The following is a 21,707-nucleotide window of genomic DNA, read 5'->3' as shown; positions in this document are numbered from 1 at the left end:
AAAGCAACAAAAAAGGTGCCATTGGCACCTTTTCTATTCTGAGCACTCACTTTGCAGGGGAGTGTTGCTTAGCTTACTAAAAATTAAGCTAACAATTTTTTCGCTGCTGCAACCACGATAGAAACCGCACTCACTTCAGTTTTCTTCATTGTGGCTTCATTAGGAATTTCTTGTTGGGTGCGGTTTACAATCACACCAGCAACGCAGGCTGCACGCCAACCTTGAGTGGCACACATAGTGAACAAAGTGGAAGACTCCATCTCATAGTTCAGTACGCCCATATCTTGCCATTCTTTCATTGAACCCGCGAAACGACGCGTTACACGGCCTGTGACAGTGTCATAACGCTCTTGGCCTGGGTAGAAAGTATCAGAAGAAGCTGTTACGCCAATGTGTGGCTCAACACCAGCATCGCGACACGCTGCAACCATAGCAGTGGTACATTCAAAGTTTGCAACCGCTGGATATTCCATAGGTGCAAAATGTAAGCTCGCGCCATCTAAACGTACTGAAGCTTGAGTAACAATCACATCACCCACATTAACATGAGGTTGGATTGCGCCTGTAGTCCCTACACGCAGGAAGGTATTCACACCTAATTGTGCAAGTTCTTCTACTGCGATAGAAGTAGATGGACCACCAATACCGGTTGAACACACTACTACTGGCTTGCCATCGGCATACGCTAAATAGCTTGTATACTCGCGGTGGCTAGCAAGAAACGTCGCATTGTCCATTAGTTCAGCAATACGTTTTACACGCTCTGGATCACCAGGAACGATTGCTAAGGTTGCACCATCGAGCATCGCTTTGGTCAAACCTAAATGAAATACATCAGCCATTGTGAAAACCCCTTTCATTTTTGATAATTAAATTCTTATAAAATCGACTTTAACCTAGTATCGAAGCGGTGAAGGTTAACTTGATCACAGAATTATCGGCAAGAAGTAATTGTTTAGTCGTAATGAAATTACCAACTACACCAGCATCTGCTCACAAGATAGCAAATTTGCCCATATTTCGAATGTCAGTCTGATTTATACCAAACAAAGTGTGAACCAGATCCTGAACTCATGCCAGAGTCTGTGGCAACAAATGCCTAAGATGCTGATTTAAAATAGATTAAAATAAATCATCCATTAGTATTAATCTAAGTGACCGCTAAAAGTGATCTAAGTCACGTTTAACGACTTGGTATAAGGTTAGGGTTAAGGCGTAACCTGAAGTGTAGTAAATGACGACAAGGAGAATGCCGATGTTTCCAGAGTACAGAGAATTAATTTCCACCCTGAAAACCCAAGATGCTCATTTTCAACGTAAGTTTAATGAGCATAATCAGTTAGACGAGGAAATCAAACAACTGGAAAAACGTGTCGCCAGTGATTTCAATCCCACTGTGAAAGAACTCAAAAGCAGAAAGTTACACTTAAAAGAGGAAATTTATCAGATCCTCAAATCCCACGAGTAATCCCACTATTACTCTAAAGACAAATAAGGGCGCCTAAGCGCCCTTATTAATGTCATCACAATCGCTTACAGATAGTAATCCTTCAGCGGTGGGAAACCGTTAAAGCATACTGCTGAATACGTCGTCGTATAAGCCCCTGCGGTTAACCAATACATACGGTCGCCAATGGCTAAGTCATTTGGTAAGCCATAGCTATAGTGCTCATACATGATATCTGCACTGTCACAGGTTGGGCCGGCAATCACGCATTTATCCAGCTCGCCTTGACGCTCAGTATAAATCGGGAACTTAATCGCCTCGTCCATCGTTTCAATCAAGCCAGAGAATTTACCCACATCGGTAAACACCCAACGCTCTAACGCTGTGTAAGATTTTTTGCTGATCAGTACCACTTCAGACACTAAAATCCCCGCGTTAGAGATCAACGAACGACCTGGTTCCAAAATAATTTGTGGTAAATCATCACCAAAATCTTCCTTCAGGAAGTGAGTGATTTGCTCGGCATACACACCCAATTGATTGGTTTTATCAATATAGTTAGCAGGGAAACCGCCGCCCATATTGATCATCTTCAGGGTGATATTGTGCTCATCACGCAGACGGTCAAAAATACTTTTCACTTTACCAATAGCGGAATCCCAAGCACCTATGTCACGTTGCTGAGAACCCACATGGAAAGAAATACCGAAAGGTTCTAAGCCTAATTCCTGTGCCAATACTAATAGCTCATAGGCCATTTCGTTTTGGCAGCCGAATTTACGGGATAACGGCCAATCAGCGGTATCTGTACCTTCGGTCAGAATACGCACATAAATACGTGAACCCGGCGCTTCTTCAGCGATCATTCGCAAATCGGCTTCTGAGTCAGATGCATACATACGCACGCCACGCTCATAAAATGCACGCACATCTTGACGCTTTTTAATCGTATTACCATAGCTGACTCGATCGGTTGTCACACCGACATTCATGACCATATCTAGCTCATAAATCGAGGCAATATCAAAGTTTGATCCTTTATCTTTTAGTAAAGATAAGATCTCGGCCGCGGGGTTTGCCTTAACTGCATAATAAACGTTGGCGTAAGGAAAACTATTAACCATGTCATCGTATTGTTTCGCTATGATACTGGTATCGATCACGACGAACGGGGTTGCTTTGTCTTTGGCAAACGCTTCAATACGCTTGAATGTGTCCATATCATAATAGTCAGCAACATCAATAGATTGAAATTGGCTCATTGGGCCAGAGTCTCCTTTGGGTCAGATAGATAACAGTAAGTGTGATGTAGTAAAAACGTGCGCAGTAAACGATATTTTTTCGCTTTACGCAACGAATTTTTATGCTGTATTAATAACTTTTTATTCCACAACTCTTTAAGGAACTGAACCATCAAAAAAAGGCGCTATAAAACAAATAATTATGCACACAAACCCTAAGGTAAATTTGTGTGCATTATCAGAATAAAAAGTGAATTTTTTACGACGTTATCGGAAGGGAGATGGATAGACTGGCTGGAGCCAAAATATCCATCTAAAAACAGTTATCTTGAAGTAACAATCACACAGCGAAAAGAAGACTAATGAATGCCTTAAAATACGTCCGTTAAATCGATTTGTTACTGCGGCTGATTGAGTTTTGCGAGGGCTTGGTTCAAGGCTTCACTGGAATCAAAATAGGCAATGTCCAAAATGTTACGCTGCTTGAGTAATATCATAGTGGCCATATCTTTGTTATCAGGTAATAAACGACTGATCTCACCATCCCTATCTAACCCAATCGCAAAAGGTAAATCTTGCATCTGTGGCACAGCTACAAATTTAGCGATCAAAGAAGGCATACCACTGATATCGGCAACATAAACTAAACCCGTTGGCATTTGAGTCGCGCTCAAGGGTGTAAGTGCATCCTTAATCACATCACCGCCTTTCATGCTGCGACTAAAGAGCAGCACTTGAGTCTCATCAGTCACATTAATGGTTTTATCATTTTGGTCGAGAAGTGAAATGGGATTAATCGCATCTCCGGCAACATAACTCGCAGCATACGCCCAGATTGGGGTTAACAGACAAGACAAACATAACAACAGCGTTTTCATAAACACTCGACTCCATTATTGGATAGGCGAACAGCATACCTGACTCCCCCTATCGACTCATTAAACCAACCACGATTACATGATACGCTTCACACATGAAGGGCGAAAAGTATTTGGTGAAATTTCTACGCTATAATCGCACAGTTAATTTTATTACAAGGATATCATAATGATAACACCTGGACTCGATCAAGAATTGCAGCAACTACAAGGCGTTTATCAACTCATCACCGAGTTTTTAGTCACCTACAGCTTTCAACTCGTAGGTGCTTTGCTGATCTTTTTGTTAGGTTTATGGGTAGCCAGTAAAGTATCACGCTTAGTCGCTAAGCAATTCGACAAACACAATATCGATATCACCCTAAGCAATTTTGTCAGCAATCTTATCCGCATTCTGATCATCGTCATGGTCGGGATTATCGCCCTCGGCAAGATCGGCATCAGTATTACCCCTATGGTTGCGGCAATTGGTGCTGCCTCCCTCGGCGCAGGTTTAGCCTTACAAGGTATGCTAGCGAACTATGCCGCAGGCGTGACTATTATCGTCACCCGCCCTTTTTTGGTAGGCAATACTATCGAAATCAAAGGGGAAAGCGGCGTTGTTAAACGTATCCACTTAGGCATGACCATACTCACCAATGAGGAAGGCGAGCAAATCAGCATTCCTAATAAGCATATCGTCGGTGAGATCCTGCATAATTCCTTTAGCAATAAACTGGTCGAAACCCAGTTCAATCTCAGTTACAACACAGATCCCGAACGAGCCATTAGTGTGATAACTGAGTTATTAAGCAATAATCCCTATGTTTATCAAGAGACCACACCTAATATCGGCATCAATGGTTTTAATGCTAATGGAATTGAAATGGGGGTTCGTTACTGGGTGCCCACACAAAGCTATTTTCAACATAAATATAAGGTGAACCTCGCTCTTTATAACGCCCTTAAGCAGGCAGGAATCGAGATTGCCTGCCCCATTAGAGAGATCCATCTGCAAGATAAATCACGCTAATACCCATGGGATTGTTCGGCTTAGTCGATCAGCCTAGCCCAAATTGTATACTTGCATTCTTGTAAAAATTTACGTTTACTATACTCCCAAATATCGATAGTGATGGACTACTATGTTGTTGATACTCATAATTATTGCTTTTATTGTACTGTTTATTTTTTTCGCTAAATATCAAAAAAAACAAGTGCAAGCTAAAGCACTTGCCGCAGGTGATCCTACTGCGCTACTCAATCATGGCTTAACACTGATTAACCAAGGCGAAGTCAACTCTGGCCTAGATTATATTCAGCAGGCAGTCGATAAAGGCTTAGCCGTTGCCGCCATTGCTATGGCCGAACTTTATTCCGGTCGATTCCCACAAGTTCCCGCCGATCCCAAGGCATCTAACGATTGGTATAAAAAAGCCGCCGAAATAGAGCCTCAATATTTACCCATGCTCACACTACCTAATTTGCTCTCTTCTGAGTCGCAAACACTCGATGAGTTAATCGCACAGGCAGAACAGCTCAAACCTAATGCCGAAGCGGGGCAAGCCGAGTTTCAATATGAGCTTGCTTACTTGTATCTAAGCCAGCCCTTTCTCGATCCCGATGCTAGCCAAGCAATTTACTGGTTCGGAAAAGCCGCCGCACAAGAAAACCAAAGAGCCTATTACCATTTAGCCACACTCTACTGGCATGATGAGCGCGTCACTTCGGACTATATCAAAGCACGTGAATACTTTGAGAAATCCGCAGCCGCTGATTATGAATTAGCAAAAGATGATCTAGGGCATATGCTTGCTGCAGGCCAAGGTGGACCTAAAGATTTAGCGCGTGCAGAGGCATTACTTAGCGAGCGCGCCGCAGACGATGATTTCCGCCAGTATTATCTTGGTAAACGTTTCCTCTACGGTGAAGATTTTGCTGTCGACTATGACAAGGCGCGCCATTGGTTAAGCCAATCTGTCGCTAGAGGTAATGACTTCGCTAAGATTGAATTTGCTCATCTTTTACTGAAAGCGCCACAAAATGAAAGTGATTACCAACAGGCTAAAATTGACTTTGAAGAATTCGCACTTAAGTGGAATGAAGACGCACTGCTAGGCTTAGGCAAGATTTATGAGCAAGGTTTAGGCGTGAGTCGCCAACCAATTAAAGCGTTAATGTATTACCAGCTCGCGGCCATGAGCAATAGAGCCGATCATCTAAAAGAATTAGCCAGATTCAGTCAGCAACTAGGTACCTTAGAGATAAGAGAGGCTGAGCGTATACGTGACAGTTTCTTGCATCAGCATCCAATCCCCGCTGAGCAACAACAATATTTTTATATCTATAAGGCTGCATCATTTTTAAGTGATGAAAAACCCACTCAAGAGGCTCTACAAGCGGCAGAAGCTTGGTACGTCAAATCGGCAGAGCTAGGTCATGAAATTGCTATGCGGGAACTGGTCAATATTTACGGCGCAGAACAATTAAATAAACCTATACAAATGTTTATTTGGTCTAGTTTATTGCTACGTCATTTTGGTAAATACGGGATGAATAGCGCTCAACGACTCCATCAAAACACCGCAAAATCATGTTTAACCGAATCCGAACTTGCCTACGCCGAAACTCAAATTGAGGCTATTGAAACCCAATTAACGCCCTATCTTGAGTCGGATAGGTAAGTTTCCTAGCAGCGAATGAGCCCCAGAAAAGGTTTGGTCAGATTTAACAGGCCAAACCGTTTGGTTACAAAATAGAGTGAATTTATAATTACTTAAAAAGCACAGTGGATGTATAAGCACTACAATCAATTATTGACCAAACCTGCGCAGCTAAACGACTCAAAAATAAAACCTAGTCGAATTAACTGTCCAGCCCGATAATTAAAACTGAGCATTTTAATAGGCAAGATGAATGAGGCTGATACTGATCATTGTCATTTCATGCTTATTTCTGTCCCAAGCAAGGGCAGAAACCTCTGCTGTTGTCTGGCAAGCACACTGCCGCGATAGGCATCCTGTTATTTATGTCGAAAATGGTGAGTGCAAAGGCCCAGGTGCAGCTGTCATCAATGAAGTCATCGCCCGCCTAGGTCACAAGATAAATTGGAGTAATGTGCCTTGGGCACGCACAATTAAAGTGGCAGAAATGGGACAAGTCGACCTAATTCCTGTCCATTCGATGACGCCAGAGCGCAACGATTTTCTAGACCCTATGCTACTGGGATACGACAAGCGCTACGTCTATTACTTTGCCCTTGCGAATAGACAACTTGAAGTCAAACATTTCGATGAACTAAAACCTCATATCATTGGCGCACTTAGAGGCGCTTTTTACTGTCCGCAGTTTAATGACAATCAAAACCAACTAAAAGTGTCTTTTGTTAATGATAACGGTCAGTTAATCAATATGTTGAAGGTTGGACGTATCGATTTAGCCATCACCTCCGAACAGCATGAAATGCAATTTTTTGCCAAAGATCCCCAACTCAAACAGATGGCGTACGTAGATATCAGCAAAAATGGCCGCTATTTCAGTATTCCGCTCATGTCGCCGCAGCATCAATATGCCAAGCAAGTTCACCAGATAGTCGACGACATGCGTACCTCAGGTGAAATTACTCAACTATTTAAATCCTACGGCGTCGAGCCTCCACTTAATCTCACTGAATCGCCCTTAGCAACTCACTAATCTGAATGCTGATAACCCAAAACTAACTTGGAATTAATTCGATCGAGCGGCTAAATGCCGTAACAAGGTCGCCAATGTTGGCGCAACTGCCTGATGGGAGGGATAACACAAACCAATACGACGGAACATTCTCGGACCATCAAATTTCACTTGCTTGAGCCTAGGCTCATCTTCAATCAAACCATCGGGTAAAAAACTCACGCCAAATCCGGCTAACACTAGCGACATCACTAGAGATTTTGACTCAGCCTTAGCGACCAAATTAAGCGACATATTGCTGCACGCCAATAAACCTATCGTTTGCTGATGGGCTTCACAGGGTGGGCACTCAATAAAGTCAAAGCCATTGAGCTGCTCGGGACGTAGGCTATCTACTTGGGCGAGGGTATGATCCTTGGGGACGCAGAGCACATAATCCTCCTCCCACAGCGGAAAAAATACTTCATCTTCATGGCGCAAGCTGTCGATGCTTAAACGGCAATCTGCAGGGCTTTGGTAATCCACCAGCTCCAGATCTAGCTTATCAACGGCTTGATTCACCTGTTGTAAAAATCCTGCCAAACGCCGCTGGCTTAAGTCTGGCATCACAGCCAAACGTAGCTTTTGCCGGCTTGCCTTCGCCATAAACAAGCCTGGTAACTTACTCGCCTCCTCGACTAATTTAACCGCCAAAGGGTATAGATAGTGCGCGCTGTCCAAAGGTTTAACGCCTTTTTTGCTGCGCTCAAATAACTGACCACCAAGCTCTTCTTCGAGTTGCTTTAACCCAGCAGACAGTGAAGGCTGGCTCACAAAGCAACGGTTAGCCGCCGAGGTAATATTGTTCTCTTCAAAAATTGCAATAAAGAAACGCAGCAAACGCAAATCGACCATTTAATCTTCTCCGACAACCGACGAGTTCAGCACAAATTTCAACAATAGTGCCATAGGCTGAGCCTATCATATCCAGCTGGAATAAGTATTTTTCGACTGAAAATCCCCAGCCTATACTGGTTAACAAGTTCAAGACGCCGAACAACAGTTTGTTTACGGCTTACATTGGCTCCAATTAATAGGAAATACTAATGAATCAAGTTACTAAATCACTGGTCGTCATCACGGGCGCTTCATCGGGTATTGGCGCCGCTATGGCCAAAAGCTTTAGCGCTGCAGGCCACCCGCTGCTATTACTGGCACGCCGAGTTGAAGCAATGCAAGCGCTTGAATTACCAAACAGCCTTTCTATCAGCGTCGATGTCACCGACGGCGCAGCTATTAAAACCGCCATAACCCAAGCAGAAGCACAATTCGGTCCGGTCGGCTGTCTTATCAATAACGCAGGAATCATGCTACTGGGCCAAATCGATGTGCAAGATCCCAATGAATGGAGCCGCATGCTCAATATCAATGTGATGGGCGTGCTTAATGGTATTCATGCGGTATTAGCCGACATGAAAGCTCGCAAAACTGGCACTATCATTAATGTCAGCTCTGTGGCGGGGCGTAAAACCTTTCCAAACCACGCCGCTTACTGCGCCACTAAATTTGCCGTGCACGCCTTAACAGAAAACATTCGTGAAGAAGTCGCCATAGATGACGTACGCCTTATCACTATCGCCCCCGGTGCCGTAGAAACTGAGCTGTTGAGCCATACCACCAGCGATGACATTAAAGCGGGTTACCATGACTGGAAAGAAGAAATGGGCGGCGTTATCGTCCCTGAAAACGTCGCCGCTGCTGCACTGTTTGCATGGCAACAACCGCAAAATGTGTGCGTACGCGAAATCGTTCTAGCACCAACGCGCCAGCAACCTTAACACGCAACATTACACAATAAAGAATATCAACCACGGCACTGACCGCCAGTGTTGCGGTTGAATCATGACTCACAAATGAGCTTGAGTTAACAATTAACCCAATGCAGCCGCAATAGACACAGGTGCAGACAATTAGACTCAGCCATTCTTCGGCCTTGCCCCAGTTTGTCTCATTGAGTGACTCAATACGGTAGTTTGACTCTGTTTACCCCCCAAATCATCTGATTTTTATGGCATTTATTTTGCGTAGTCATAGCGTGTTCAATTACGGCAATCAGTATGACCTCGGGCAAAATTTCCCAAACAGTATCCAATCCTTCATTCAACCGTTTACTCGGTGAAACCAGTGGCGCTTTTGCTGACTTAGGCACTTTTTTACCTTTAGTACTAGGGTTAATTGCCCTCAATCAATTTTCGCCCCAAGGGATATTTTTGGGGTTTGGTCTATTCGCTATTCTCAGCGCGCTGTTTTACCGTCGCCCGATTCCGGTACAACCGATGAAAGTCATCGCTGCACTGGTGATCGCTCAGGGCTTAACCCCAGGCATGTTGCAGGCAAGCGCCATGTTAATGGGCATTATCCTGTTAATTCTCGCCTTTAGCGGCGCCATCACTTGGTTAGCCAAACAGTTATCCCAAGCTGTGAGTGTTGGCATTCAACTCGCCATAGGTCTGCAACTGATGTGGATGGGCACTAAGATGATGAGTGAATTTTGGCTGGTTGGCGTGGGGGCATTTGTACTGTTATTTATCAGTAAATTTTTGCCGCTGCGTTACCTTGCCATGCCCTTAGTCATAGCAGCGGGGATGATTTGGCAAGCAAGTACACAAACTAGTTTAGCCACTAACTTTGATATTCAAGCAATGACAGCGCCATTTCAATTAGCGTGGCCGACATCAGTTGAATGGACCTCTGCCGTCGTTTTGTTGGTTTTGCCACAACTGGCATTAACCTTAACCAATGCGGTCATTGCCACGTCTGTAATGGCACAGGAGAAATTCCCTGAAGATGCCGCCAAACTCACGCCCAAAAACTTCGCCATTAGCTCTGGTCTTGCCAACTTATTGCTCGCGCCCTTTGGTGCCTCGGCCATGTGCCACGGTGCGGGCGGACTCGCGGTGCAATACCATTTTGGCGCCCGCACTTATCTGGCGCCGTTAATTTTTGGCAGTACGTGCTTAATGATAGCCCTATGCTGGGGTAGTCATATCGCTTGGCTATTAAGCCTTATTCCTATGGCAATCCTCGGCAGTTTACTGACCACTGCGGGGCTGCAACTGGCATGGTCGAAACGCTTAATCGATGGTAAGCCCTTCTGTATCTTTGTAATTTTATCAACCGCTGTGACTTGCCTCGCCATCAACGCCGCTGCGGGACTTGCCGTGGGGATAATTCTGGAGCAAGGTCGCCGCACTTGGGCCATGCTGGCCATGCGTTAATCACTTCCGACTCGCTGTAATAAGGGTTCCCAAAAACAAAAAGCGCGTTATACAACGCGCTTTTTGTTAACCATTCAAACCTCTTCTAACAAAGCTACAGCAGGCTAAAATGTTCTTGCAGGATTGGTCGGTGTGTCCTTTTGCGCCAGCGCCCATTTAGCAATGGCATCTTTACGCATAAAGCCTACGTTAGTGTGACCTTTAGCGTACTGAATAAACTTATCTAAAGCGGTCACAAGTCCAGGAGCGCCACCAATACGGTCGTGCACACTGATCGACATCATCCGTCGCTGCGTCGAACCTTCTTGATAGAGCATATCGAACTCATCCTTTAGTTCCTGCAAAAAGGCCGTGGCCGTCATGGCAGTGTTGCCACCAAAACGTCCGATATCATTGTTACGTAAAGTGTAAGGCACAACCGCAAAAGGCTTATTTCCTACTGGGATAATTGAAGGTTCGTCCCGCGATAGGTCATCAATGTGATAAATAAAACCTAAGTCCTGCAAAATATTGAGGGTTTGAGTACTATGGCGCATCCAAAAGGCATTAAAACCTAAGGGGCGCTGACCAGTGATCCTTTGCAGCGTCTCAATACTCGCCACATAGGAGGCGCGTTCCTCTGCTGGCGACATGCTGTACTGTGGCGTCCACGTTTGTCCGTGGCCCGAAATCTCATGCCCCTCATCTACAACTTGTTTGGCAAGTTGAGGATGTAGCTCAGCGGCGCGCCCAACCATGTGAGAAGTCACCTTGATATTGTGCTTACGCCACAAGCGCAGCAGCCTTGGAATGCCTTCGTTCATACCGTAGTCGTACCAAGTCGGGGTGATGGTATCTGGATAGCCCTTTTCCATCGGCGGAAACGGCCCTTCGGCATTTTTATCTTGAGCACCTGCTTCAAACTGCATTGAGATTGAAATCACTAACTGCTCACCACTTGGCCAAAATATTTTGTTCATACCACTGCCACCTGAACTTTTGGAGTCATTTTCTAAGGTATCTAATGATGGTAAACCAATAGCAAGCGCCGTTTGGCTTAGGCCGAACCCAGCAGCGATGGCGCCACCTGCCATTAAAAATCGTCGACGTTGATTCATGATTGAGTCCCTGCAGCTAATTGAGAAAATAGCGTTTGATAATCTTCGAGGTGCCAGTTATCTGTGATGAAACCATCCCGTACTCGATACATGTCAACAGCACGAAAATCGATTTTCTGCCCTTGGCCTTTTTGCTCACCAAAGACACCAGTGAAGCGGCCATTAAAACGCAGACGTACCACTGCACGATCGCCAACGACTAGCAAATGCTCAACTGAAACAGAGAGATCGGGGACCGCTGCCCTAAATGCCTTTGAGGCTTCGAGTGGACCCGTGATTCCCTGTGCGCGGCCAGCGGGCAGAGTACGGTCGATAAAACCAGTCGCCAATGCGCCGTGGGCAAAACTTGCATCGCCCGTGTGCCAAAAACTGGCATATAACAAAGCGGCGCGGGCGATAGCTTGTGCCTGCGGTGATTGATCAGAAATCGTTTCCATTGCCGCCACTTTTGGCACTAATGCCGCTCGCACTTTAGCACTATCCTGTGTTGTTGCCCCTTGAGCGGCTAACGCATCCATGCTCAGACTTGCTAAGCTAAAACCCACAATTGCAATACCCATAAAGCCTGAAAACCATAGACTTAAGCTGAGCCAAGCGGGTAAGCGCTGAACATACAAAGTGTTAACCCGATCCATTATGCCACCTCATCGTCAGCGGATCGGATGACGGCTCTCAATGCTTCGTTGTGTGTAGGATAATCGGTATAACCCACCCCACAACCGCCAAACAAGGGCCCTTTGTCGAATGCAGATAAAGGCAATTGATGCATTAAACGGTAAGGCAAATCAGGATTCGCAATAAAAGGTCGACCGAAGGCAACTAAGTCAGCATAACCGTTATCAATCACTTCATTGGCACGCGCCACATCATAGCGACCCGCAACAATAATGCTGCCCTTAAAGACTTTACGCAGCTCGACTCTAAAAGACTCTGGCACCTGCGGTGCATCATCCCAATCCGCCTCTGAAAGATGTAAATATGCCACGCCCAATGCCGATAAATGCTTAGCCGCTAACAGAATAGTGTCTACAATTTCAGGACACGCCATATCTTTAAACGTCACGTAAGGGGCGAGGCGAACCCCGACTTTATTGGCACCAATTTTCGCACTCACGGCTTGGACAATTTCGAGTAAAAAACGAATGCGATTTTCCTGAGAACCGCCGTAGGCATCAGTTCTGTGGTTTGAATTGGTGCGTAAAAACTGGTCAATCAGATAACCATTGCCGCCGTGAATTTCGATGCCATCAAAACCCGCCGCAACCGCATTCACTCCCGCCTGTGCAAAATCGGCCACAACACGGTCGATATCCGCTTGCACCATAACCTTAGGTTCTGGGCAATCCACCATTTGCCCTTCAGGATGCGCTTCATCCACAATCCATACTTTCGTGCCAACGGGCGCAATAGCTGATGGCGCAATCGGGGTATTACCCTGCTGAAAAATCGGGTGCGATACACGGCCAACATGCCAAATTTGATTAAAGATTTTACCGCCAGCCTGATGCACTGCCGCAGTGACTTTTTTCCAGCCCTCAATTTGCTCCGCGGTATACACGCCCGGCGTAAATGAATAACCTTGGCTGTCATCGGAGATTTGTGTCGCTTCTGTGATGATTAACCCCGCCGAGGCGCGCTGGGCATAATATTGCGCCATCAGATCATTAGGAATATTACCTGGCTGCGTAGTACGCGCCCGAGTCATAGGGGCCATCACAATGCGATTGTTTAATGCCAGTGACGCTAATTTGTAAGACATGAATAGACTCATACACACTCCGAACCAGAAATTAAGATGAAACATCAGTGGTGCAATTGTGCATTAGTTAATCTATATTGATAATCAGGCTATTATTAAAATCATTTTCAAAAATAATTTGATATGTATCATTTAAACGATCTGCAATTAGCGCTGCGTATCGCAGCCTTAGAGAGTCTCTCGGCAGCCAGTAAAGAAATAGGCATGACGCCGGCAGCGGCAAGTGCCGCGCTGCAAAGATTAGAGAAAAAGCTAGGATGTCAGCTATTTGCTCGCTCGACGCGGCGCTTACAGCTCACAGAAGAAGGGCGGATCTTTCTCGATTCGGCGAAACCCGCACTGGCTATTCTCGAAACCGCCAGCGCCAATTTAGCCGAACACAGGGGTGAGCTTAAGGGTGAAGTACGCCTCGCCTTACCTTCGGATATTGGTCGCAGCCAGATCCGTGCTTGGCTCGATGAATTGATGGACAGCGCCCCAGAACTGACAGTGCAGCTGTATTTTGGCGATCATATGACAGACTTAATCGACCAAAATATCCATTTGGCTTTGCGCTATGGTCAACTTGACGACTCAAACCTTAAAAGGCGTCAGCTCGCCATGACCCCAAGGGTACTGGTCGCCTCACCCGCTTATCTGGCACAACACGGCACACCAAGCACGCTAAATGAACTTAGCCAACACGCAGTACTGATCTTAAATCGCGGCGGTGAGCCATGGCAGAAATGGAAGTTAAGTCATAACGGCGCACCCGTTGAAATCGAAGTCAGGGGCCAACGTTTCTGTAACGATGGCGCAGTGATCCGCGACTGGGCACTCTCAGGTCGTGGAATTGCCTATAAGAGTTGGCTCGATGTGGCGCAAGATGTGACCGAAGGCAGACTCCACTTAGTGCTAGCCGATAAAATAGCCCCGTCTATCCCACTGCAATTGGTATACCTACAAACCGATTATCCCAGCCATAAGATCCGTCGCACCATAGAGTTTTTAGTAGAAAAGCTCAGCCAGTTCTCCCAAAACTATCCACTGCCCTAATGGTAATTTATTCCTTGGGAAGAACGACTGTCACCACACAGCCCTGTTGCCAAGGGAGTAAAGCTTGCGTAGATTGCTGACAGTTTTCGATTTGAATGCTGCCGTGATGGCGGGTAACCACATCCTTACAGATGGCTAAGCCAAGGCCTAATCCCGCATCTTTGGTTGAGGCAAAAGATGCCATCAACTCACTCGCCTGCCCCTGTAGCCCTTCGCCATTATCAATAACTAACACTTTGATTTCATTTGGATGATAATAGATATCGATCCATAATTGACGCACACGATTATCGCCGCAGGTTTCTAACGCATCTAAGCTATTTTTTACTAAATTGACCCACATTTGACTTAAACCAACGCTATCGCCCATCAGTTCAAAGGGCTCACCCTGCACTCGCACATTCACTTGCACATTCGCGCGGTCTAGCTCGCGCCGCAACAGAGCTAAAGCTTCTTTCACCACTGGCACTATATCTAAAGGTTCGGTCTTGGCCTGACGCCGCTTGAGTAAACCGCGAATACGATGCACAACCGCTCCGGCGCGAATCGACTGCGCATTAATTTTACCGAGTACATCATAGAGTTCCGGATTATCTTGCCCAAGCCTTTCCAGTTGTAGCATGGCGCCTTCGCTGTATTGGGTAATGGCGGCTATGGGTTGATTGAGTTCATGGGCAAGTCCGGCACCTATTTCCCCAAGAATCGCCGCACTTTGCAGTCGCTCAAGCTGCAGTGCCTTATCCTTTAATTGACGCTCAGTGCTAACTAAAAACTCACTTTTCTGGCGAAACTTATATTCAAGCCACAGGTGATAAATGGTGGAAATAATGAAAATTAACAACAGTGCGCCACCCCATTCTTTATTTTTTGCCATCCATTTGTATACGGTTTGATAAAGTGGTGGTGATGCTCCCTGTAGTTGTAATTCTTTAAATAACTCAATCACTTTTAACTGGCTTACGGGCGCAGTCCAGCCCAAAGTATCGGCGGTAATGGCTGCAATATGATCGGCGGGTAAATCGAATAAGGCGCGGGTAATCGCCATAGTCAGCTTAGGAGAAACCGTATCCGCCGCAGCGAATGACCAGTTTGGGTATAACTGAGTGCTCACCTCGCAATCATATCCTGCAGGCGTAGCAGGATGGATAACCCGATAATCACCCTGATTAACAAGACCCGTTGCGATCATTTCCTCTAAGGTACAAAAAGGCGCTATTGCGGCGTCGGCACTGCCGTCTCTGACTTGATAGATAAGCGGTTCTAACGGGAAACCGAGGAAGCGCACTTGCCCAAAAAACTGTTCGGGTAAAAACCCCATTTTATGCAGTAACCCCATGGCCGCTTGATACCCTCCCAAAGCCTGCGGATCACTGGCGACCACATTGCGCCCGCGCAAATCCTGCAAGGTACGGATAGGGCTGTCGGCGCGGACAATAATGGTCGCGCCTATGGTAAAAGTGCTGCCTTGATGCTTACGGCTCTTCATTGTCGCAAGCCAAGACAGCGGGAAATTGTTACTTAGATGTAGATATTGCCCAGGGTTAGTGACGATAAACTGCAAATCATGCTCAAGTAACTGACTACGCATGCCATTAAAATCCACAGGCACGACTTCAAAATGACTATTAGGCACTTGCTCACTGAGGTAATCCATCATGGGTTGCCAACGCTGCTTGGCCTGTAACACGCCATGATTTGCCAGCACTCCGACTCTAAAATGGTTCACTTCTGTCGCTTCGTTGGCATAGGACGGATTAAGCCCAATAACACTCAGCAAGAATCCCATCAATATCGCTTTACACCAAGAGTCAATCGTCATCGCCTCTATTACCCACTCTTATATGCCATTGTCATGGAACGACTTTAGCTCGCAGATAAAAATCAAGCTGTGAAATGCCGCCAAACTCTGGTTTATGCCCAGAGGGAATCGGCTAATTTAGTGATGTATCTCCCAAGACCTAGGCTTAAAATTGAGCCCACTCTGCACCCAGCTTAAGCTGATAGCATGCTTACCGACCTACAAGGAACACCATGTCGATAAAATTGCCACTCTATCTAGTCGATGACGATGAAGCGATTCTGGATTCACTGGGCTTTATGCTCGGACAATTTGGCTATCAAGTGCAAACCTTCAACAGCGGCCGCGACTTCCTTGAGCACTGTGCATTATCACAGGCGGGCTGCGTGATTTTAGATAGTCGAATGCCAGAAATCACCGGCCAAGAAGTGCAGCAAAAATTACTGGAAACCCACAGCCCGCTAGGCGTGATATTTCTCACTGGCCACGGTGATTTACCTATGGCGTTAAGCGCCTTTCGTAAGGGGGCCTGCGATTTTTTTCAAAAACCAGTATCGGGTAAAGCATTAGTACAAGCGATTGAAAAGGCACTGCGTGAAAGCCAAGCGGCCTTCGAGCAGCAAAGTCTGCAGCATAAGTTTGACCAACTGACAGAGCGCGAACAGCAAGTGTTAGCCCATGTGATCCAAGGCATGACTAACAAGCAAATATCGGAGGCGATGTTTTTATCCCTGCGCACGATTGAAGTACACCGCGCCAAAATCATGAAGAAACTCGAAGTGAACAATATGGCGGAGCTAGTGCAACACTTAGGCAATCTGAATTCTGTCTTATAAGTCAATCACCCGTGGTCACTAAACAATCGTTAAGCCTTCTCGCCACGCATAAGGATTTAACCGTTAAACCCTTTTTACCCCGACCATTCAAGATACCGTAACTACACAGTTTTCATCCAACCTGCGACAAGCTGTCGCAGTTTGCGCATTTGGCTTTGTGAAATGTCGTATCAGCCCGCACAATCAAGCCATAGGTTCCTTCCTTTGTGCCCCGCAGGCGCTCAAGAAATCCACTGCTTTTTGAACCTCCACCCGAGGGTAACTATACCCTCGGGGATTTTTTTGCTTCCATCCGCGAATGCCTTCCTCCAAAATAACAACTAAAGTAGAAATAGAACGATCCAGTTCAAGTTCCGTCTGCAAAGCAGTTATATACTTTCCAACCGCCTCAAATAATATGAATCATGGAAGAGCGAATGTTCAAACCTTTAATATTACTCAGCTTTAGCACCTTAGTCTTAACCTGTATGAGTGGCTGCGTTGGGCCACTTAATTCAAAATGTGATACAAATTCCCCCTACAGCAAACAAGAATGCAATGCAGCCGATGCCGCAGTTTATGTTGCGGCGGCCATATTGGAAGGCCCAGATAAAGGTCAAACGTGTAACGATATGTCGGGCAAAGCAAAACAAGACTGCCTAGCTCAACAACAAGCACTGAAAGAATCATTAGAGAAACACGCTCGAAAATAGCATTAAGGAAGATGAATGAAAGCCTCCGTTTTTATTGCCGCGACCCTCGACGGTTATATCGCAACACCCGATGGGGATATCGACTTTTTAAATCAGCACCCCTGTACTAATCCCAATGAAGACTTTGGTTATCATGCCTTTATCGACACTATCGATGCGATTGTAATGGGACGAAAAAGCTTTGAAAAAGTCCTCTCCTTCGATTGTGATTGGCCCTATGTAAATATCCCAGTGTTTGTATTAAGTCGCAGCGGCGTAACAGTACCGTCGGCGTTAAGTGAGCACGTGCAAGTGCTAAATGGCGATGCGGCAAGCATTAGCGAGCAACTCAAAACCCGTGGCTTTAAGCATCTCTATATCGATGGCGGCCAAACAATCCAAGGCTTTTTAGCGGCGGGGCTAATTCAGGAACTCACGCTCACTCGCATCCCCACTTTACTGGGTAAAGGTATTCCCCTCTTTGGCGACTTAGCTCAAGCGATTCAATTAATGCCAATTCACACGCAGCAGTACGACAATGGCTACGTACAAACCCGCTATCGTGTTATAGACAAAATGGCTTTATAAGCCGTTTACATTCGGCTGATTGCATTGAAGGGTGAAGTGATGGCTTACCATCTTGCTGCATAACCATGTAACAGCAATGTTAAACAACTAAATATTATCAATGGCTTACTGATTGCAAATCAAAGTTCCGTTAGAATATTGTCCTCTAACAAATAGGTGAGCAATATGAGTCGTTTGCAGTCATCGAAGGGTTTTACATTAATTGAGCTGGTTGTGGTCATTATCATCCTTGGGATCTTGGCCGTCGTCGCAGCACCACGGTTTTTAAACCTAGGTCAAGATGCCCACGATGCCAGAGCCCAAACCGCATTTGCGGCCTTTGCCTCTGGTGTTAAGCTTTATCACAGTTGCTGGCTTGCGGGCGGTCACTCTGGTTATACCCAAGATCTCGCCTGTTATGGTGACGGAAAACTCGACTCGACCACCACAGGATTTCCACTGGGAATAGAGACTGCAACCGCTGATGCCGGTGCTAAATTGCAGGGCGATTATTGTGGTCAGTTATGGCAAGGTCTTTTGGCTAATAATCAATTTGTCATTGCCGATCAATACTCTTGGCGCACAGTTCCCAATGTCGACATTGTTTACTGGTATGGTGCCGTCGACATAAAAGATCCCAATGCTTACTGCATTTTCAACTATGTCTCTGACGATCGCAGCTTCGGCAGTGAAAACTGGGATCTTAAATACTATCCCTTCGATGGCCGCACTATTGTAGGTCGATCCACCCTTTCCCAATAAGCGCTTATTTTTACTGCTAAAGGAGCGCGAAAGATCGCAAACTCCTTTGGCATTTGCCGCGATTACTTGAATTATTGTCATCCATCCCCATATATATCTCATCATCCACCGCAACTTTTGCTGCGGGCCAGAAGAGGATTCATTGTGACCACTATCGTATCAGTACGCCGTAATAATCAAGTTGTCATCGCCGGCGATGGCCAAGTCTCCCTAGGCAATACCGTCATGAAAGGTAACGCCAAAAAAGTGCGTCGCTTATATCACAACAAGGTACTGGCAGGTTTTGCAGGCGGCACCGCCGATGCTTTCACCCTATTCGAGCGTTTCGAAGCCAAACTCGAAATGCACCAAGGCCATTTATTGCGCTCGGCCGTTGAGCTCGCCAAAGATTGGCGTACCGACCGTATGCTGCGTAAACTCGAAGCTCTGTTAGTCGTGGCCGATGCGGAAACCTCGCTGATCATCACAGGTAATGGTGATGTCGTTCAGCCAGAACACGACTTAGTTGCCATTGGTTCAGGCGGCAACTATGCCCAAGCGGCGGCCCTTGCACTATTGCAAAATACTGAGCTGTCAGCCTTAGAAATCGCCGAAAAATCCCTGACTATTGCTGCGGATATCTGCGTATTCACCAATCAATTCAAAACGATTGAAGAACTCAATTACTAAACAGCCCGTGAGGAATATTATGTCTGAAATGACCCCCCGTGAGATTGTCCACGAGCTGGATGCACACATTATTGGCCAACAAAAGGCCAAACGCTCTGTTGCTGTCGCCCTGCGCAACCGCTGGCGCCGGATGCAACTTGACGCGGATTTCCGTCAAGAAGTCACCCCAAAAAATATTCTGATGATTGGCCCAACGGGCGTTGGTAAAACTGAAATTGCCCGTCGTTTAGCCAAGCTGGCGAACGCGCCTTTTATCAAGGTCGAAGCGACTAAATACACGGAAGTGGGTTATGTCGGTAAGGAAGTCGAGCAAATAATCCGCGACTTGACCGATATCGCCATCAAGCTGACCCGTGAACAGCAAATGGGCAAGTGTCGCCAACGCGCTGAAGAAAATGCCGAAGAGCGTATTCTCGATGCCCTGTTGCCTAAGCCGAAAAACGACTGGGAAAACACTGAAACCGATTCCAACTCAAATACCCGTCAAGTCTTCCGCAAAAAGCTACGCGAAGGCCAATTAGACGATAAAGAAATCGATATCGATGTGGCCCAACCGCAAATTGGTGTTGAAATCATGTCGCCTCCAGGCATGGAAGAAATGACCAACCAGCTGCAAAGTCTGTTTAAAAACATGGGCCAAGCACCAGCAAAACGTCGCAAGATGAAGATCAAAGAAGCCTTTAAGCTATTGATCGAAGAAGAAGCCGCAAAACTGGTTAATCAAGAAGATTTAAAAGAACAAGCCATTGAAATGGTTGAGCAACACGGCATAGTGTTCCTCGACGAAATCGACAAAATCTGTAAGCGCGGCGAAACCTCAGGCCCAGACGTTTCCCGTGAAGGCGTACAACGTGACTTACTGCCGCTCATCGAAGGCTGCACAGTCACCACAAAACACGGCATGGTAAAAACCGACCACATACTGTTTATCGCCTCTGGCGCATTCCAGATGTCTAAACCGTCAGATTTAATTCCTGAATTACAGGGTCGTTTACCAATCCGTGTCGAGCTAGATGCGCTATCAGCCAATGATTTTAAACGCATTCTGACTGAGCCACACGCCTCGCTCACCGAGCAATATATCGCGCTGATGGGCACAGAAGGCGTGAAAGTTGAATTCAGCGAATCGGGTATCGACAGCATTGCGAAAGCGGCATGGCAAGTGAACGAGCGCACCGAAAACATCGGCGCCCGTCGTTTACACACTGTGATGGAAAGGCTGATGGAAGATATCTCCTACGAGGCATCGGAAAAATCGGGCTCCGCCTTTGTTATCGACGCCGACTATGTCAGCGCCCACTTAGACAACTTAGTCCAAGACGAAGATCTCAGCCGCTTTATCCTCTAGTACTAAACCGTTCACCGCCAAGCTCAAATGACTTGGCGGTAAACGACTCAACTGCAAAAGTGTGACTTAAACGAAAAAGCCTGACCAAGGCTCTCGCTTACCCTTTGTATCCTTGGCCGCGAGTGGTTACATTAGTCAGGTGTTATTTTAATGAGTCGTTATCCTATCCTTAGCATTTTCTTGGTAGCCAACCTATGACCACAGCAACGCCCAATGTCACCAATCTTAAACTGAAACGTAAATCGCGCATTCTAGAAATCAGTTTCGATAATGGTGAGCAATATCAGCTCAGCTGCGAGATGCTCAGAGTCTACTCGCCCTCGGCCGAAGTGCATGGTCACGGTAATCCAAAGCTGGTCACCCACAAGAAAAACGTCAACATCAGCGCCATTGAACCCGTCGGTAATTACGCAGTGAAAATCGTCTTCGATGACGGCCACGACACAGGTCTATTCTCGTGGAAAGTGCTCTACGATCTCGCCACCCACCAAGTGGATCTATGGGAAAAATACCTCGCCCGCCTACGCGCAGAAAAAGCCTCACGCGAACCGCTGATTGCGATGAATATAAAGTACAATTAGTACGTTATGTAAATAGACGCTTAATTGTGGGATGTAAACTCTAAAAACAGAGAATTTAACAATGGGTAGCTTGTGAAGCTGTAACTTCTCTTACTGACTTGAGTATCAAA

The 21,707-nt window shown here is 46.1% G+C and carries 22 protein-coding genes; 14 read left to right on the top strand and 8 right to left on the bottom strand.

Going from position 1 to position 21,707, the window contains the following annotated elements; translation table 11 throughout:
* Positions 1–83 precede the first annotated feature (83 nt).
* Positions 84–842 (bottom strand): uridine phosphorylase, encoded by a 759-nt coding sequence (gene udp, locus L5M40_RS10080; protein WP_105251257.1) that lies wholly within the window; start codon positions 840–842, stop codon positions 84–86.
* A 413-nt stretch (positions 843–1,255) separates the two neighbouring features.
* On the opposite strand from udp, the gene L5M40_RS10075 reads away from it, so the two are divergent.
* Positions 1,256–1,468 (top strand): YdcH family protein, encoded by a 213-nt coding sequence (locus L5M40_RS10075; protein ID WP_006083288.1) that lies wholly within the window; start codon positions 1,256–1,258, stop codon positions 1,466–1,468.
* Between the two features lie 65 nt (positions 1,469–1,533).
* Here L5M40_RS10075 and L5M40_RS10070 read toward each other — a convergent pair whose 3' ends face one another.
* Both L5M40_RS10070 and L5M40_RS10065 read right to left on the bottom strand, forming a co-directional pair.
* Positions 1,534–2,709, bottom strand: a complete 1,176-nt coding sequence (locus L5M40_RS10070; protein ID WP_105251256.1) for a type III PLP-dependent enzyme — start codon at positions 2,707–2,709, stop codon at positions 1,534–1,536.
* A 377-nt stretch (positions 2,710–3,086) separates the two neighbouring features.
* The gene (locus L5M40_RS10065) at positions 3,087–3,566 is read right to left on the bottom strand and encodes a hypothetical protein (protein ID WP_105251255.1); all 480 of its coding nucleotides are present in this window, start codon (positions 3,564–3,566) and stop codon (positions 3,087–3,089) included.
* A 169-nt stretch (positions 3,567–3,735) separates the two neighbouring features.
* On the opposite strand from L5M40_RS10065, the gene L5M40_RS10060 reads away from it, so the two are divergent.
* From L5M40_RS10060 to L5M40_RS10050, 3 genes are all read left to right on the top strand, one after another.
* Complete coding sequence (locus L5M40_RS10060) at positions 3,736–4,578, top strand: mechanosensitive ion channel family protein (protein ID WP_263176131.1); 843 nt, start codon at positions 3,736–3,738, stop codon at positions 4,576–4,578.
* Positions 4,579–4,690: 112 nt separating this feature from the next.
* Positions 4,691–6,229, top strand: a complete 1,539-nt coding sequence (locus tag L5M40_RS10055; protein WP_263176132.1) for a tetratricopeptide repeat protein — start codon at positions 4,691–4,693, stop codon at positions 6,227–6,229.
* A 232-nt stretch (positions 6,230–6,461) separates the two neighbouring features.
* Positions 6,462–7,238, top strand: a complete 777-nt coding sequence (locus L5M40_RS10050; RefSeq protein WP_263176133.1) for a substrate-binding periplasmic protein — start codon at positions 6,462–6,464, stop codon at positions 7,236–7,238.
* Between the two features lie 33 nt (positions 7,239–7,271).
* Here the strand turns inward: L5M40_RS10050 and L5M40_RS10045 are convergent, their stop codons facing one another.
* The gene (locus tag L5M40_RS10045; RefSeq protein WP_263176134.1) at positions 7,272–8,111 is read right to left on the bottom strand and encodes a LysR family transcriptional regulator; all 840 of its coding nucleotides are present in this window, start codon (positions 8,109–8,111) and stop codon (positions 7,272–7,274) included.
* A 191-nt stretch (positions 8,112–8,302) separates the two neighbouring features.
* Here L5M40_RS10045 and L5M40_RS10040 point away from each other — a divergent pair, with 191 nt between their 5' ends.
* Both L5M40_RS10040 and L5M40_RS10035 read left to right on the top strand, forming a co-directional pair.
* Positions 8,303–9,034, top strand: coding sequence for an SDR family oxidoreductase (locus L5M40_RS10040; RefSeq protein ID WP_263256614.1), 732 nt, complete (start codon positions 8,303–8,305; stop codon positions 9,032–9,034).
* Between the two features lie 279 nt (positions 9,035–9,313).
* Positions 9,314–10,474: a putative sulfate/molybdate transporter gene (locus L5M40_RS10035; RefSeq protein WP_263176135.1), complete on the top strand. Its 1,161-nt coding sequence runs from the start codon at positions 9,314–9,316 to the stop codon at positions 10,472–10,474.
* A 104-nt stretch (positions 10,475–10,578) separates the two neighbouring features.
* Here L5M40_RS10035 and L5M40_RS10030 read toward each other — a convergent pair whose 3' ends face one another.
* From L5M40_RS10030 to L5M40_RS10020, 3 genes are read right to left on the bottom strand one after another with little or no spacing between them, the layout of a single operon-like run.
* A complete protein-coding gene (locus L5M40_RS10030; RefSeq protein WP_263176136.1) occupies positions 10,579–11,571 on the bottom strand; it encodes a polysaccharide deacetylase family protein in 993 nt (330 codons plus the stop codon).
* A complete protein-coding gene (locus L5M40_RS10025; RefSeq protein ID WP_173247231.1) occupies positions 11,568–12,206 on the bottom strand; it encodes an ester cyclase in 639 nt (212 codons plus the stop codon). The genes L5M40_RS10030 and L5M40_RS10025 overlap by 4 nt, the downstream gene beginning before the upstream one ends.
* Positions 12,206–13,342, bottom strand: a complete 1,137-nt coding sequence (locus L5M40_RS10020) for an alkene reductase (RefSeq protein WP_263176137.1) — start codon at positions 13,340–13,342, stop codon at positions 12,206–12,208. The genes L5M40_RS10025 and L5M40_RS10020 overlap by 1 nt, the downstream gene beginning before the upstream one ends.
* Positions 13,343–13,453: 111 nt before the next feature.
* Between L5M40_RS10020 and L5M40_RS10015 the strand changes: the two genes are divergently transcribed.
* Positions 13,454–14,365 (top strand): LysR family transcriptional regulator, encoded by a 912-nt coding sequence (locus L5M40_RS10015; protein ID WP_263176138.1) that lies wholly within the window; start codon positions 13,454–13,456, stop codon positions 14,363–14,365.
* Positions 14,366–14,372: 7 nt separating this feature from the next.
* Here the strand turns inward: L5M40_RS10015 and L5M40_RS10010 are convergent, their stop codons facing one another.
* A complete protein-coding gene (locus tag L5M40_RS10010) occupies positions 14,373–16,184 on the bottom strand; it encodes a PhnD/SsuA/transferrin family substrate-binding protein (protein WP_198573041.1) in 1,812 nt (603 codons plus the stop codon).
* Positions 16,185–16,396: 212 nt separating this feature from the next.
* Between L5M40_RS10010 and L5M40_RS10005 the strand changes: the two genes are divergently transcribed.
* The 7 genes from L5M40_RS10005 to L5M40_RS09975 all read left to right on the top strand — a co-directional run bounded on the left by L5M40_RS10005 (position 16,397) and on the right by L5M40_RS09975 (position 21,597).
* The gene (locus L5M40_RS10005) at positions 16,397–16,999 is read left to right on the top strand and encodes a response regulator transcription factor (protein ID WP_131523470.1); all 603 of its coding nucleotides are present in this window, start codon (positions 16,397–16,399) and stop codon (positions 16,997–16,999) included.
* Positions 17,000–17,415: 416 nt separating this feature from the next.
* The gene (locus L5M40_RS10000) at positions 17,416–17,691 is read left to right on the top strand and encodes a hypothetical protein (RefSeq protein ID WP_173247249.1); all 276 of its coding nucleotides are present in this window, start codon (positions 17,416–17,418) and stop codon (positions 17,689–17,691) included.
* Between the two features lie 15 nt (positions 17,692–17,706).
* Complete coding sequence (locus L5M40_RS09995; RefSeq protein ID WP_263176140.1) at positions 17,707–18,258, top strand: dihydrofolate reductase family protein; 552 nt, start codon at positions 17,707–17,709, stop codon at positions 18,256–18,258.
* Positions 18,259–18,423: 165 nt separating this feature from the next.
* Positions 18,424–18,999: a type II secretion system protein gene (locus L5M40_RS09990; protein WP_263176141.1), complete on the top strand. Its 576-nt coding sequence runs from the start codon at positions 18,424–18,426 to the stop codon at positions 18,997–18,999.
* 144 nt (positions 19,000–19,143) lie between these two features.
* A complete protein-coding gene (hslV, locus tag L5M40_RS09985) occupies positions 19,144–19,668 on the top strand; it encodes an ATP-dependent protease subunit HslV (protein ID WP_006083300.1) in 525 nt (174 codons plus the stop codon).
* A gap of 19 nt (positions 19,669–19,687) precedes the next feature.
* Complete coding sequence (hslU, locus tag L5M40_RS09980) at positions 19,688–21,016, top strand: HslU--HslV peptidase ATPase subunit (RefSeq protein WP_131523474.1); 1,329 nt, start codon at positions 19,688–19,690, stop codon at positions 21,014–21,016.
* Positions 21,017–21,210: 194 nt separating this feature from the next.
* The gene (locus tag L5M40_RS09975) at positions 21,211–21,597 is read left to right on the top strand and encodes a DUF971 domain-containing protein (RefSeq protein WP_263176142.1); all 387 of its coding nucleotides are present in this window, start codon (positions 21,211–21,213) and stop codon (positions 21,595–21,597) included.
* Positions 21,598–21,707 lie beyond the last annotated feature (110 nt).

The organism is Shewanella sp. SM68, assembly GCF_025653925.1.
In the GTDB taxonomy this organism is placed as follows: domain Bacteria; phylum Pseudomonadota; class Gammaproteobacteria; order Enterobacterales; family Shewanellaceae; genus Shewanella; species Shewanella oncorhynchi.
This window is presented reverse-complemented; position numbering and strand designations above follow the sequence as displayed.